At 69.9% G+C, this 12,294-nt stretch carries 12 protein-coding genes and 1 pseudogene; 1 reads left to right on the forward strand and 12 read right to left on the reverse strand.

All coding sequences use genetic code 11. The features are described 5' to 3' along the window. Positions 1–118: 118 nt before the first annotated feature. A complete protein-coding gene (locus ACRDP3_RS24690) occupies positions 119–379 on the reverse strand; it encodes a DUF397 domain-containing protein (protein WP_431519200.1) in 261 nt (86 codons plus the stop codon). Then, positions 376–1,185, reverse strand: coding sequence for a helix-turn-helix domain-containing protein (locus ACRDP3_RS24695; RefSeq protein WP_431519201.1), 810 nt, complete (start codon positions 1,183–1,185; stop codon positions 376–378). The genes ACRDP3_RS24690 and ACRDP3_RS24695 overlap by 4 nt, the downstream gene beginning before the upstream one ends. Before the next feature lie 121 nt (positions 1,186–1,306). On the opposite strand from ACRDP3_RS24695, the gene ACRDP3_RS24700 reads away from it, so the two are divergent. Beyond that, on the forward strand, positions 1,307–1,762 hold the full coding sequence (locus tag ACRDP3_RS24700) for an ATP-binding protein (RefSeq protein WP_431519202.1): 456 nt from the start codon (positions 1,307–1,309) through the stop codon (positions 1,760–1,762). A 10-nt stretch (positions 1,763–1,772) separates the two neighbouring features. Here ACRDP3_RS24700 and gltX read toward each other — a convergent pair whose 3' ends face one another. From gltX to ACRDP3_RS24750, 10 genes and pseudogenes are all read right to left on the reverse strand, one after another. Further along, positions 1,773–3,266, reverse strand: a complete 1,494-nt coding sequence (gltX, locus tag ACRDP3_RS24705) for a glutamate--tRNA ligase (protein WP_431519203.1) — start codon at positions 3,264–3,266, stop codon at positions 1,773–1,775. After that, positions 3,259–4,050: a fumarylacetoacetate hydrolase family protein gene (locus ACRDP3_RS24710; RefSeq protein WP_431519204.1), complete on the reverse strand. Its 792-nt coding sequence runs from the start codon at positions 4,048–4,050 to the stop codon at positions 3,259–3,261. Before ACRDP3_RS24710 ends, gltX begins: the two co-directional genes overlap by 8 nt. Before the next feature lie 289 nt (positions 4,051–4,339). After that, positions 4,340–4,924: a GTP-binding protein gene (locus ACRDP3_RS24715; RefSeq protein WP_431519205.1), complete on the reverse strand. Its 585-nt coding sequence runs from the start codon at positions 4,922–4,924 to the stop codon at positions 4,340–4,342. Next, entirely contained in the window at positions 4,905–5,612 is a 708-nt protein-coding gene (locus ACRDP3_RS24720) for a DUF742 domain-containing protein (RefSeq protein WP_431519206.1), read from the reverse strand. Before ACRDP3_RS24720 ends, ACRDP3_RS24715 begins: the two co-directional genes overlap by 20 nt. Positions 5,613–5,744: 132 nt before the next feature. Continuing rightward, positions 5,745–6,158 carry a roadblock/LC7 domain-containing protein gene (locus ACRDP3_RS24725; protein WP_431519207.1) on the reverse strand — a complete coding sequence of 138 codons (414 nt, stop codon included), beginning with the start codon at positions 6,156–6,158 and terminating at the stop codon, positions 5,745–5,747. Positions 6,159–6,168: 10 nt separating this feature from the next. Beyond that, positions 6,169–9,207, reverse strand: a complete 3,039-nt coding sequence (locus ACRDP3_RS24730; protein WP_431519208.1) for a sensor histidine kinase — start codon at positions 9,205–9,207, stop codon at positions 6,169–6,171. A gap of 371 nt (positions 9,208–9,578) precedes the next feature. Further along, positions 9,579–10,193, reverse strand: a complete 615-nt coding sequence (locus ACRDP3_RS24735; RefSeq protein ID WP_431519209.1) for a GTP-binding protein — start codon at positions 10,191–10,193, stop codon at positions 9,579–9,581. Then, positions 10,174–10,587, reverse strand: a complete 414-nt coding sequence (locus ACRDP3_RS24740) for a DUF742 domain-containing protein (protein WP_431519210.1) — start codon at positions 10,585–10,587, stop codon at positions 10,174–10,176. Before ACRDP3_RS24740 ends, ACRDP3_RS24735 begins: the two co-directional genes overlap by 20 nt. A 72-nt stretch (positions 10,588–10,659) precedes the next feature. Beyond that, positions 10,660–11,073 (reverse strand): roadblock/LC7 domain-containing protein, encoded by a 414-nt coding sequence (locus ACRDP3_RS24745; protein WP_431519211.1) that lies wholly within the window; start codon positions 11,071–11,073, stop codon positions 10,660–10,662. Positions 11,074–11,082: 9 nt separating this feature from the next. Further along, positions 11,083–12,294 (reverse strand): annotated as a pseudogene (locus ACRDP3_RS24750) (histidine kinase); the annotation flags it as partial.

Raw genomic sequence — 12,294 nt, forward strand, 5'->3', positions numbered from 1 at the left:
GGGGATCTTGTCCGGGTGGCCGCTTCCCGGTCTGGCCTCGCGGCCTCGCCCCGTTCAACGACAGGAGGAACATTACCTGATCGTGGACAGTGCTCCAAAACGGGTTCCCGGCCGCGTTTCAGGCTCCTGGCCCGGCTTCCCGAGCGGCGAGGCGGGCCAGGAACCCACCCCAGGCGCGGGGGTCGAGCCTGAGGACCGGCCCGTCTGTCCGCTTGGAGTCACGCACGTGCACGGTCGCCGGCGTCGCGGCGACCTCTACACAGTCGCCGCCGCCCGAATCGCTGTGCGTGCTCTTGCGCCACTCGGTGGCAACCTCCACGCAGTCACCGCCGCTGGCGTCGCTGTGGGTACTCTTTCGCCAGGTCAGCTCAGTCATCATTCCGCCAACTGCTCGATCAGCGCCAGAGATTCCCTCGGGCGGAGGGCTTGCCGACTGATCATGGCACAACGGCGCGCATATGAACCCACTTCGCTCGGATCGGAGACCAAGGTGCTCTTCCCGTTGGCCTCGAAATAGACGATCCGCTCACTTTCCTGCGTCTCGATCAACTTCAACGGTCCGAAGAGTCCAGCGTGAGCGCCACAGCTCGTCGGCATCACCTGCACATTCACGTTGGGTCGCTCCGCGCAGGCCAGCAAGTGCTCGTACTGCCGCTTCATCACTGCTCGTCCGCCAAGTTGCCGCCGCAAGGCCGCCTCTTCCAGAACAACGTCGATCACGCACACGGGCTTGCGCCCGAGCAGGTCGGCCCGTTCCGTGCGTGCGGCCGTCAGTTGCTCAACCTCTTCCTCATCAAGCGGGGGGAAGCCCGTGCGGAGCAGAGCCCGCGCGTAGTCCTCGGTCTGGAGGAGTCCTTCGACCACCTGCGTGCAGAAGGAGGTGACGCTCAACGCTTCCTGTTCAAGTTGCACAAATCCCTGGAAGTGCTCCGGATACCGCTCCAGCCGCAAATACTTGCTCGCCGCGCCCACGACGCCGCCCGTGTCCAGTGCCTTCTCCGCCGCCTCGATGAACTCGTCCGTCGCCGGCTTGGCGCAGGTCTCCACCGCGCTCACGGCCGCGCCCGTGTAGTTCATGCGTCCGCCCAGGTCGTTCTGGGACAACTCGGCGGAGTTCCGCAGCAGTCGAAGGATCTCCGCGAAGTACTGCCCGGCCGGAGAGGCCACCTTCTTGCCCTGGGACATCGTCGTGCCACCCTTCAACTCGGCTCAACGCTCCTCAACTTCGACCGGACGAAGGTCACCGTCCGCCGCCGTCGACATGCGATCACTACCGAATGTAGTCAGCCGGGGTGACTCTAGTCACATGAACCCGGAATGTCATGAGACGGCACCCGCCATCGCCTCCCTGGTCTGGTGGCGGAGATTCCCGTCCGTTCCTCGCATCGTCGGCGTGGCCCGGCACGCGGCTGCCAAGGCGCTGACCGACTGGGGCGTCGAGGAGGACGACGTCGCCAGTGCCGCGCTCGTGATCTCGGAGCTGGTGACCAACGCCGTGCGGCACGGCCGCGTTCCGGGCCGGCTCGTAGAACTGCGGCTGCAGTACGACCTGGAGAAGGCCGTCACCGTAGAGGTCTCCGACGCGAGCGACCACCGGCCGCCCACGGTCACCACCCGACCCGCCGTGGCCGACGCCACCTCCGAGTCGGGGCGCGGGCTCCTGCTCGTCGCCGCGCTCACGGACGCCTGGGGTGTCCGTGAGCGCGTGGTCGGCAAGACGGTGTGGGCCCGCCTCCTGGTCGGCCCGGGCAGCGACTCGTAGCGCCGTGCCGTCAGGCAGTGCCCAGCTTCGTCAGGGCGGCGTCCACACGCGCGAGCGTGCGGTCGCGGCCGAGGAGTTCGAGGGACTCGAACAGGGGCAGGCCGACCGTGCGGCCGGTGACCGCGACACGGACCGGGGCTTGGGCCTTGCCGAGCTTCAGGCCGTGCTCCTCGCCGGCCGCCAGCACCGCCTCCTTCAGTGACTCCGCCTTCCAGCCGGCGCCGGCCAGCTGCGTACGGGCGGTGCGCAGCACGTCCTCCGCGCCCGGCTTCATCGCCTTGGCCCAGGACGCCTCGTCCTCGGCCGGCTCGTCGAGGAAGAGGAAGTCGACGTTGGCGGTGATGTCGGAGAGCACGGTGAGCCGGGTCTGGGCCAGCGGGGCCAGCTCCTCGAAGGCGGCCTGGTCGAACGCCTCGGGCGCCCACGGGGCGTACGGCGCGCGCAACCACGGGTCGCAGGCCGTCACGAACTCGGGCACCGGCATCTCGCGCAGGTGCGTGGCGTTGATGGCCTCGCACTTCTTGAGGTCGAAGCGGGCGGGGTTGGCGTTGACATCGGCGATGTCGAAGGCGGCGATCATCTCGTCCAGGGAGAAGATGTCGCGGTCCTCGGCGATCGACCAGCCCAGCAGGGAGAGGTAGTTGAGCAGCCCCTGCGGCAGGAAGCCGCGCTCGCGGTAGAGGTTGAGCGAGGCCTGCGGGTCACGCTTGGAGAGCTTCTTGTTGCCCTCCCCCATGACGTAGGGGAGGTGCCCGAAGGCGGGGGTCGCTCCGTTGCCGACGCCCAGTTGGGCAAGGGCGCGGTAGAGGGCGATCTGGCGCGGGGTGGAGGAGAGCAGGTCCTCGCCGCGCAGCACGTGCGTGATCTCCATCAGCGCGTCGTCGACGGGGTTGACCAGCGTGTAGAGGGGGGCGCCGTTGGCGCGCACGATCCCGTAGTCGGTGACGTTCTCCGGGGCGAAGGTCAGCTCGCCGCGCACCAGGTCGGTGAAGGTGATCGCCTCGTCCGGCATCCGGAAGCGGACGATGTGGGTGCGGCCCTCCGCCTCGAACGCGGCGATCTGCTCGGCGGTCAGATCGCGGCACCGCCCGTCGTAGCCCGACGCCCTGCCCTCCTTGCGTGCCGCCTCGCGGCGCACGTCCAGCTCCTCCGACGTGCAGTAGCACGGGTAGGCGAAGCCGCCTTCCTGGAGCTTCGCGGCGACGTCGGCGTAGATCTCGGTGCGCTGCGACTGGCGGTACGGGCCGTACGCGCCGTCCACCTCAGGGCCCTCGTCCCAGTCCAGACCGAGCCAGCGCATGGAGTCCAGCAGCTGCTGGTAGGACTCCTCGGAGTCACGGGCCGCGTCGGTGTCCTCGATGCGGAAGACGAGGGTGCCGCCGTGGTGGCGGGCGAACGCCCAGTTGAAGAGGGCGGTGCGGATCAGGCCCACGTGCGGGTTGCCCGTCGGGGAGGGGCAGAACCGTACGCGGACGTCCTTCGCCGTCGCGGTCGCGTCAGTCACGCTTGACCACCTTGTTCGTGAGAGTGCCGATGCCTTCGATGGTGACGGCGACCTCGTCGCCGTCGTGCAGGGGGCCGACGCCGGCCGGGGTGCCCGTCAGGATGACGTCACCAGGCAGCAGCGTCATGGCCTCGGAGATGTGGACGACCAGGTCCTCGACGGAGCGGATCATCTCGCTCGTACGGCCCAGCTGCCGCTGCTCGCCGTTGACCGTGCACATCAGGCCCAGGTCGGAGGCGTCCAGCTCGGTCTCCACCCAGGGGCCGAGCGGGCACGAGGTGTCGAAGCCCTTCGCCCGGGCCCACTGGGACTCCGCCCGCTGCACGTCGCGGGCGGTGACGTCGTTGCCGCAGGTGTAGCCGAGGACGACGTCCTTGACACGCTCGCGCGGCACGTCCTTGCACATCCGGCCGATGACGACGGCCAGTTCGGCCTCGTAGTGGACCTCGGAGGAGAAGGACGGATAGCCGATCGGGTCGCCCGGGCCGCACACGGAGGTGGACGGCTTGAAGAAGACGATGGGTGCGTCGCGGGCCTCGGGGACCTCGTGGCCCAGTTCCCTGGCGTGCTCGGCGTAGTTCCGGCCGACCGCGACGACCTTGTTGGGAAGTACGGGCGGCAGCAGCCGGACCTTGTCCATCGGGAGCTTCTGCCCCGAGCGCTCGAACTCGGCGAAGGGGTGGCCCTTGATGATGTCGAGGACGGGACCGGCGTCGGTCGCGTCGTCCCCTTCCACGACGCCGAAGGCGACGTTTCCGTCGAGGGAGAATCTTGCGATGCGCACGGGTCGGTGTCGCCCTTCACTGGCTGGCCGGAGCGGAACTGGCAGTCCACCCTATGCCACGCCGGGCGGGGGCCCGCGGGCTGCGCCCCGGACCCCACTCCCCCGCCCGCTCCGCGGCGGGGACCGCCGGGCAGCGGCGTCGGGCTGATCGCCGCTGCGGCGGAAGGATGTCGCCGACGGTGACGGAAGGCGGACCGGTGCGGGCGTCGGGCACGTGCGCCGGGCTGATCGCCGCCGCGGCATGCGGCGGAGAGGGGCCGCCCCCGGATCACCCCGCGCGGCAGCGCGGCTAGCGCAGGCGGGCCATCAGCGCGTGCTCGACCAGCGTGATCAGGGCGCTCTTCGCGTCCGAGCGGTGCCGGGCGTCGGTGATGATGATCGGCGCGTCCGGGCCGATCTGAAGGGCCTCGCGGACCTCTTCCGGGGTGTAGGGCTGGTGGCCGTCGAACCCGTTCAGCGCGATCACGAAGGGGAGGCCGGAGTTCTCGAAGTAGTCCACCGCCGGGAAACAGTCCGCGAGCCTGCGGGTGTCCACCAAAACCACCGCGCCGATCGCGCCGCGCACCAGGTCGTCCCACATGAACCAGAAACGGTCCTGACCCGGCGTACCGAACAGGTAGAGGATCAGGTCCTGGTCGAGGGTGATACGGCCGAAGTCCATGGCCACCGTCGTGGTGGTCTTGTCGGCGGTGTGGCTCAGGTCGTCGATGCCCGCCGAGGCCGAGGTCATCACGGCCTCGGTGCGCAGCGGATTGATCTCCGACACGGCACCCACGAAGGTCGTCTTGCCCACGCCGAATCCACCGGCCACCACGATCTTCGCGGAGGTCGTGGAACGGGCAGCAGCGCCGCCGCTAGAGCTTCCGAAGTCCACTGAGCACCCTTTCGAGCAGTGTCACGTCTGGCTGGCCGTCGGCGTTCGTCTCGTCGCCGCCGGGCTGGTGGATGGCGACGAGTCCGGCCTCGGCCAAGTCGGCGACGAGGATACGGGCGACGCCGAGCGGGATGGAGAGCAGGGCGGAGATCTCGGCCACCGATTTGATCTCGTAGCAGAGCCGGCAGATCCGCTGGTGCTCGGGCAGCTGGCCCTGGAGCCTGGCGGGATCGGCCGAGGTGTGCACCAGCGCCTCGATGGCGAGCTGGTAGCGGGGACGGGTCCGACCACCCGTCATGGCGTACGGGCGCACCAGGGGCTGCTGCTCGACGCGGTCGACGCGGCCGGCCGCTCCGCCGGTCTCCGGGGCGGAGCGGGGCGGGGGCTGCATGGGCTCCACCGTCTGGATGCGCGGCGGCGGGCCCTGGTCGTACTGCCTGTCGTCGTACCGGGGAGGCTGCGGCTGCTGGCGCTGCGGAGCCTGCGGGTGCTGCCGCTGTGGCGGCTCCTGCTGCTGACGGCGCTGCGGTGGCGGCTGCTGCTGCCGCTGCGGGGCAGGCTGCTCCCGCTCCTCGCCCGCGGGAGCGCCGATGTGCCGGCTCGGAGCGGAGGGGAAATTGAAACGCTTCGGGCGCGAGTTCTCATGACCGCTGCCGTACGACGACGAACCGCCTGGGGGCATTGTCACGTTTCCTCCTCCGACTCACGGACGTGCGGGCCACATCTTCGTGACTTGCGCCAGCTCCATCTGTGGGCATCGCGTCCTCCGCACCTTAAGGTGCTCAGCCGCAACGCGCACTGCCTGTCTGCTGGTTGAGAACTAGTTGAGCAGGCTTCCTTGCAGTTCAGCGCGGAGATCCGGTGTAAGTACCGTGCCCGCGCGGTCGACGAGGAGCGCCATCTCGTAGCCCACCAGACCGATATCGGCGTCGGGGTGGGCGAGGACCGCAAGCGCGGAACCGTCGGAGATGGACATCAGGAAGAGGAAGCCCCGCTCCATCTCCACCACTGTCTGATTCACGGCGCCGCCCTCGAAGATGCGGGAGGCACCGGCGGTGAGCGAGGTCAGCCCGGACGCGACCGCCGCCAACTGGTCGGCGCGGTCCCGTGGGAAGCCGTCGGACATCGCGAGCAGAAGTCCGTCCGCGGAGACCACCACCGTGTGCGACACCCCTGGGGTGTTGTCCACGAAGTTGGTGATCAACCAGTTCAGGTTCTGCGCCGCCTGGCTCATCGGGCTCACACTAACGCTCCTGATCGTAGGTGCTGCCGGGGCCGTAGCCCTGTCGGTCATTCTTGTTGGCGTCACCCGCGCTGCGTCCCCTGCGGACGCCACGGTGCAGATTGCTCAGCCTGCCGCGGACATCCTCGGGGGCGCGGGAGACCGAGGGGCCACCCTGCGGGTTGTGCTCCGCCGTGCCCTCGACCAGGTTGGCCCTGGGCACTCGCCGGGGGAGGCCGGACGACGTGACACCGCCGGCCTGCGGTTCACGCAGCCGACCCGCCCGGTTCCAGCGCTCGTCATTGGCCGAGCGCCATGCAGCGGAAGATTCCGGTTGAGGCTGCTTCTGCTGGTGTTGCGCCTCCGGACCCTCCTCCAGCGGGGACCGCCCCGACTCGCGGCGAGGAAGACCTGCGCCGGTCGTGGACCGATAACTGCTCGGAGAGGGACCCGGACGGTCGAAGCCTACGCGGTCCCCGGTCCCCGCGTGAACGCCCGTACCGGATTCCGCTTCGGGCTCGCGGGGGGCGTACTGGCCCTCGTGCGGCCGCACTTGGTCCAGCCCGTACCGCGGCTGGTGAGGTGCCTGGAGCGGCCGGGGTGCCCGGGACTGCTGAGGCACCTGGGGCTGCGGGGGCTGCGGGGGCAGTTGCTGGTCCCGCTGATCCCCGTACGGGGACGACGGCGGGGCCTGTGGGGGCTGCTGGGGCTGCTGGGCCTCATGGGCCTGTGGAGGCCGGTGGGTCCGCTCCTGGGCCTCGAGTGCCGCCCGGCGCTCGTCCCGCATCAGGGAGCGGTCGACCGGGTCGAGCGAGGAGATGTCGTCGGGGACCTGGTAGCGGCTGTCGTCGAAGCCGAGTTCGGTGGCCGAGCGGGACGGGTCGCGCTGTCCGTACTGCGGGCCCGGCCGCTCGCGCATGATCGGGGAGACGGCGAAGTCCTCCTGGTACCCCGGCTCCTCCTGGCCGCCACCGCCGTGGGTGACCGGCTCGGGCAGCATCACCAGACTCGTCGTGCCCACCCCCTCGGCGGACGGCCGCAGCTGTACCCGGATGTCGTGCCGGCCGGCGAGCCTGCCGACCACGTACAGGCCCATACGCTTGGAGATGGTGGCGTCCACGGTGGGCGGGCTGGCCAGTTTGTGGTTGATGTCCGCGAAGTCCTCGGCGGTCAGACCGATGCCCTTGTCATGTATCTCGATCATGACCCGGCCGTCGGGCAGCCGGGTGGCGTTGACGGACACCCTGGTCTGCGGAGCCGAGAACGAAGCGGCGTTCTCCAGCAGCTCCGCCAGCAGGTGCACGAGGTCGTTGACGACGTGGCCGTGTATCTCGCTCTCCGGGACGCCGGACAGCTGGATGCGCTCGTAGTGCTCCACCTCGGAGGAGGCGGCGCGCAGGATGTCCACCAGTGCCACCGGCTGGTCCCGCCGGCCGCCCGGTTCCTCGCCCGCCAGGACCAGGAGGTTCTCACCGTTGCGCCGCATGCGGGTCGCCAGGTGGTCCAGCCGGAAGAGGCTCTCCAGCTGGTCCGGGTCCGCCTCCTTGTCCTCCAGGCCGGAGATGAGGCCGAGCTGCGCCTCGATGAGGCCCTGGTTGCGGGTGGAGAGGTTGGTGAAGATCGCGTTGACGTTTCCGCGCAGCAGCGCCTGCTCGGAGGCGAGCCGCACGGCCTCGCGGTGCACGTGGTCGAAGGCGCGGGCGACCTCGCCGATCTCGTCGGTGCTGTCGATCGGGATGGGGGCGACCCTGGTGTCGACCCAGCCCGGGTCCGTACGGGAGAGCTGGTCGACGAGGACCGGCAGCCGCTGTTCGGCGATGTCGAACGCGGCGTTGCGGAGGTTGTGCATCCCGCGGCTCATCGAGCGGGCCATCAGGCCGGCGAGGAAGAAGGCGAGCAGCAGCGCGGCCAGCACGATGGCGGCGTTGACCAGCGCGTCCTGCCTGGCCTGGTCGGAGATGTCCTGGGTCTCCTCGACCGCGCTCGAGGCGAGCTCCTTCTCGACGTCGCGGTAGGCGTCGAACTTGCCGGTGGTGGCGGCGAACCAGCTCTCCGCGGTGATGCCCTTCGGCTTCAGCGCGGTGGCGCCGGCGCCGGAGCTGATGGCGGTGACCATCTCCTTCATGGGCGGCGGAGCGGCGAACCGCACGCCCTTGGCCGCGGCCTTCTGCTGCGCCGCGGCGACCCGCTTACGGCCCAGCTCCTTGGCCTGGTCCATCTCGCGCTTGAGGAGTTCGATGTCCCGGGGCAGGGCGCCGCCGAGGTACTCCTCCACGGCGATCCGCTCCAGGTAGGCGTAGGAGGCGAGCGCCTTGAGCTGCCGCTGCTTGTCCTTCCTGGCGGGGCCGGGCTTGAGCAGCACGTGCATGCCGATCGAGCGTTCCAGGGACGCGGCGGCCTTGCTCAGCGAGATGGAGTAGACGGTGCGGCCGTAGGAGGTGATGTTGCCGGTGCCGAAGCCGAGTTCGTTGGCGAATTCCATCAGCGGATGCTGGATGGTCACGTAGCCCTCTTCGGTCTGCACCCCGCTCAGCCGGCCGCTGTAGGCGGCGGCGCGGAGCCGCTCGAGCTTCGGCTCCACCTTCTTGAAGATGGCGAGGCGGCGCTTGAGTCCCGGCTCCGCCGGCATCCTGGCGGCGGCACTGTCGAAGGTCTCGGCGGCCTGGTCCGTGGTGTTGCGTGCGCGCTCGACCGCCGGATCGTTCCTGCGTCCGGCCAGCAGCGGTGCGGCGGTGCGGTCGCGTTCGTCGATGAGGGCGTTGCCGTAGGTGGCGGCGGCGCGTACGAGTTCGGCGGTGCGCTGCGCGTCCTCCGCCTCGTTCCAGGTGGTGACGGAGTCCTGCACGCGGAAACCGCCGAAGATGAGGGCGACGAGGACGGGTATGAGGAGGATGGCGTAAAGCCGGGTCCGTACCCGCCAGTTGCGAACGGCCAGCCGGTTGCCTCTCTTACCGGCTCCGTCGAGCAGATCAGAGGTCACCGCCACCCGGGACGGCGGCGCGAAACTACCGCGCGACCCTCCCCGGGCCTGCGTCGCAGTGCTCTTCCCGCTTCGCCTCACGCGACTCCTCACCTCTCGGCGCTCGGTGCCGGCACCCGACGCCCATGCGCTGGTGACGTGCCACTCCCTACTGCTCAGTTATGGCATTTCAGCATGTCAGGGCGACATCGTCCAAACACTTGTCGGAGACTGATACCCGTCCCGGACAGTACCGGAAAAAGGGCATCACGACATTGGTCCGACAAATGTTCCGGCAAACATGAGCGGAGTGAAGTGTTCCGCTCGCCAGCCGTGTTCGCGGGGCGGTTATTCACTGTCGAAACGTTATGAAGGTGCCTTCGGGCATGACGAAAGACACAGCCGGCAGCGGGGCGCCCGCCGCCAGCTGTGCGATCAACTCGGTGGATCGGGCGCTGAGTTGTCTCCGCCTGTCACTTCAGGCGGGCGAGCAGCGCGTGCTCGACCAGCGTGATCAGGGCGCTCTTCGCGTCCGAACGGTGCCGGGCGTCGGTGATGATGATCGGCGCGTCCGGGCCGATCTGAAGGGCCTCGCGGACCTCCTGCGGGTTGTAGGGCTGGTGGCCGTCGAACCCGTTCAACGCGATCACGAAGGGGAGGCCGGAGTTCTCGAAGTAGTCCACCGCCGGGAAACAGTCCGCGAGCCTGCGGGTGTCCACCAAAACCACCGCGCCGATCGCGCCCCGCACCAGGTCGTCCCACATGAACCAGAAACGGTCCTGACCCGGCGTACCGAACAGGTAGAGGATCAAGTCGTCGTCGAGGGTGATACGGCCGAAGTCCATGGCCACCGTCGTGGTGGTCTTCCCACCGGTGTGCGTGAGGTCGTCGATGCCCGCCGAGGCCGAGGTCATCACGGCCTCGGTGCGCAGCGGATTGATCTCCGACACGGCACCCACGAAGGTCGTCTTGCCCACACCGAATCCACCGGCCACCACGATCTTCGCGGAGGTCGTGGAGCGCGCGGCCGGAGGGGCTCCGCTTCCGGTCATCTGACCCGCCTGCGGGCTAGAGCTTGCGAAGTCCACTGAGCACCCTTTCGAGCAAGGTCACGTCTGGAGTGCCGCCCGGCTCGGAGCTGCTGCCGGGCTGGTGAATGGCCACCATGCCGGCCTCGGCGAGGTCGGCGACGAGGATCCGGGCCACCCCCAGCGGTATCGCGAGCAGCGCGGAGACCTCCGCCACAGACTTGACCTCGCGGCACAGGTGGCAGATCCGCTGATGCTCGGGAAGCAGACCCTGCAGCTGCGAGGGGTCGGCGGTGGTGCTCACCAGTGCTTCGATGGCGAGCTGGTAACGCGGCCGGGTACGGCCGCCCGTCATGGCGTATGGGCGTACCAGCGGCTGGTCGCCCTCACCACCGTACGGTGCGTGCTGATAAGGGGCACCGTACGGATCTGGTGAGGCGGGCGGCGGGGTCATGGCTCCTCCGGGCGAGGCATGAGATCGGGTCGGCTTACGGACTGAGGTGGCTCATGTGGGGGAGCTCGGTGATCAGTTGAGAATGCTCCCCTGCAGCTCGGCGCGCACGTCCGGGGTGAGGACGGTCCCCGCGCGGTCGACCAGTAGGGCCATCTCGTATCCGACAAGACCGATGTCGGCCTCCGGATGAGCGAGGACGGCCAGCGAGGAGCCGTCCGAGATGGACATCAGGAAGAGGAAGCCGCGCTCCATCTCCACGACCGTCTGATTCACGATGCCGCCCTCGAAGATACGGGAGGCACCGGAGGTGAGTGAGGTCAGCCCGGACGCGACCGCCGCCAACTGATCGGCGCGGTCGCGCGGGAATCCCTCGGACATGGCCAGAAGGAGGCCGTCCGCGGAGACCACCACCGTGTGCGACACACCTGGGGTGTTGTCCACGAAGTTGGTGATCAACCAGTTCAGGTTCTGCGCCGCCTGGCTCATCGGACTCAACTAACGCTCCTGCTGGTAAGTGGGACCAAAGCCGCGGCCGTCCGTCGTACCGGCCTGCCGGCCCTGCTGGATGCCACGGCGAAGGTTGGTCAGCCGGCCGCGTACGTCGTCAGGCGCACGCGAGACCTGCGGACCGGACTGTGCCGAGGACTGCTGCTCCGCGGTACCCGCGACAAGGTTGGCGCGGGGGACGCGGCGCGGCAGACCCGAGGTGGTGACGCCGCCGGCGGCCGGCTGGCGGACCTGTTCGGCCCGGCGCCAGCGCTCGTCGTTCGGGGAGGCGCCCCAGTGGGAGCCCGGGTCGGTGCCGTGCGAGTTCCCCCCGGAGTGGGAGGCGGAGTGGGACGCGGCAGGGGAACCGGCGTGCGAACCACTGCTGTCGGCGGTGCCGCGGGCCGTCTGGCGCTGCGGCATCGGCGGCACCGCGGAGGCGGGCTGGCCGGGCCGCGGGGGAACCGGCTGCTGTGCCACCGGCCGGGCGAGCTGCGGCGCGGAGGGCTGCGCCTGCGGTGGCGGTGCAAGTGCGGATGCTGGTGACTCGGGAGGCGCCGAGGCAGCGGCACGGAACCAGTTGGACTCCATCGACTCGAATATCGGCGTCGGGGCGTCGGCCGCGGCCGGGGGCCCGCTGGGAATGCCGAAGTCCGGGTCGTAGGAGGGGTCGGCCTGCGCCGGACCGGCTGCGGCACCCTGGCCTCCGCTGGAGGCCCCGGCGTACCCGGGACGGGCGAACTCGCCGGTGTCGCCGGTCCCGGTGTCGTCGTGACCGCGGGGCGCGTCGTCACCCGGACCGGAAGCGGAGGCCCAACTGGGGCGCGGCTGGCCCCACTCGTCGGGCCGGGAGAACTCGGAGGTGTCGCCGGGAGAGCCCGTCTGCGGGCGCGCGTACTCACCCGTGTCCGAACCGGACTTGCGCGCGTACTCACCGGCCTGCCCACTGCTGTGCCGGCCACCCTGATCCTGGGAGCCGGGGTAGTTGCCCCAGTCCTCCGGACGGTTGAACTCGGAGGTGTCGCCGGGACCGCCCTGTCCGCCGGAACGGCCGCCGGCCGGCAGTTCACCGGCGGGCCCGCTCCGCTGCGGCAGCGGCGGGTTCTGCCGGTTCACCGGGCCGTTGCCGCCCTGGTCGCCGCCCGAGCCGCCGTGGCCGAAGAGGCTGGTGGCCGGAGCGCCACCGCTGCCCGGACCGGAGCCCGCGCCCACGGGGACGCC

This window comes from Streptomyces sp. (assembly GCF_050698815.1).
Classification (GTDB): Bacteria; Actinomycetota; Actinomycetes; order Streptomycetales; family Streptomycetaceae; genus Streptomyces.

Bases quoted from the DNA above. Each gene is read 5' to 3' on its own strand.
- ACRDP3_RS24700 (WP_431519202.1), top strand. From the start codon at position 1,307: ATGAACCCGGAATGTCATGAGACGGCACCCGCCATCGCCTCCCTGGTC.
- ACRDP3_RS24725 (WP_431519207.1), bottom strand. From the start codon at position 6,158: ATGAGCCAGGCGGCGCAGAACCTGAACTGGTTGATCACCAACTTCGTG.
- ACRDP3_RS24745 (WP_431519211.1), bottom strand. From the start codon at position 11,073: ATGAGCCAGGCGGCGCAGAACCTGAACTGGTTGATCACCAACTTCGTG.
- ACRDP3_RS24695 (WP_431519201.1), bottom strand. From the start codon at position 1,185: ATGTCCCAGGGCAAGAAGGTGGCCTCTCCGGCCGGGCAGTACTTCGCG.
- ACRDP3_RS24740 (WP_431519210.1), bottom strand. From the start codon at position 10,587: ATGACCCCGCCGCCCGCCTCACCAGATCCGTACGGTGCCCCTTATCAG.
- ACRDP3_RS24690 (WP_431519200.1), bottom strand. From the start codon at position 379: ATGATGACTGAGCTGACCTGGCGAAAGAGTACCCACAGCGACGCCAGC.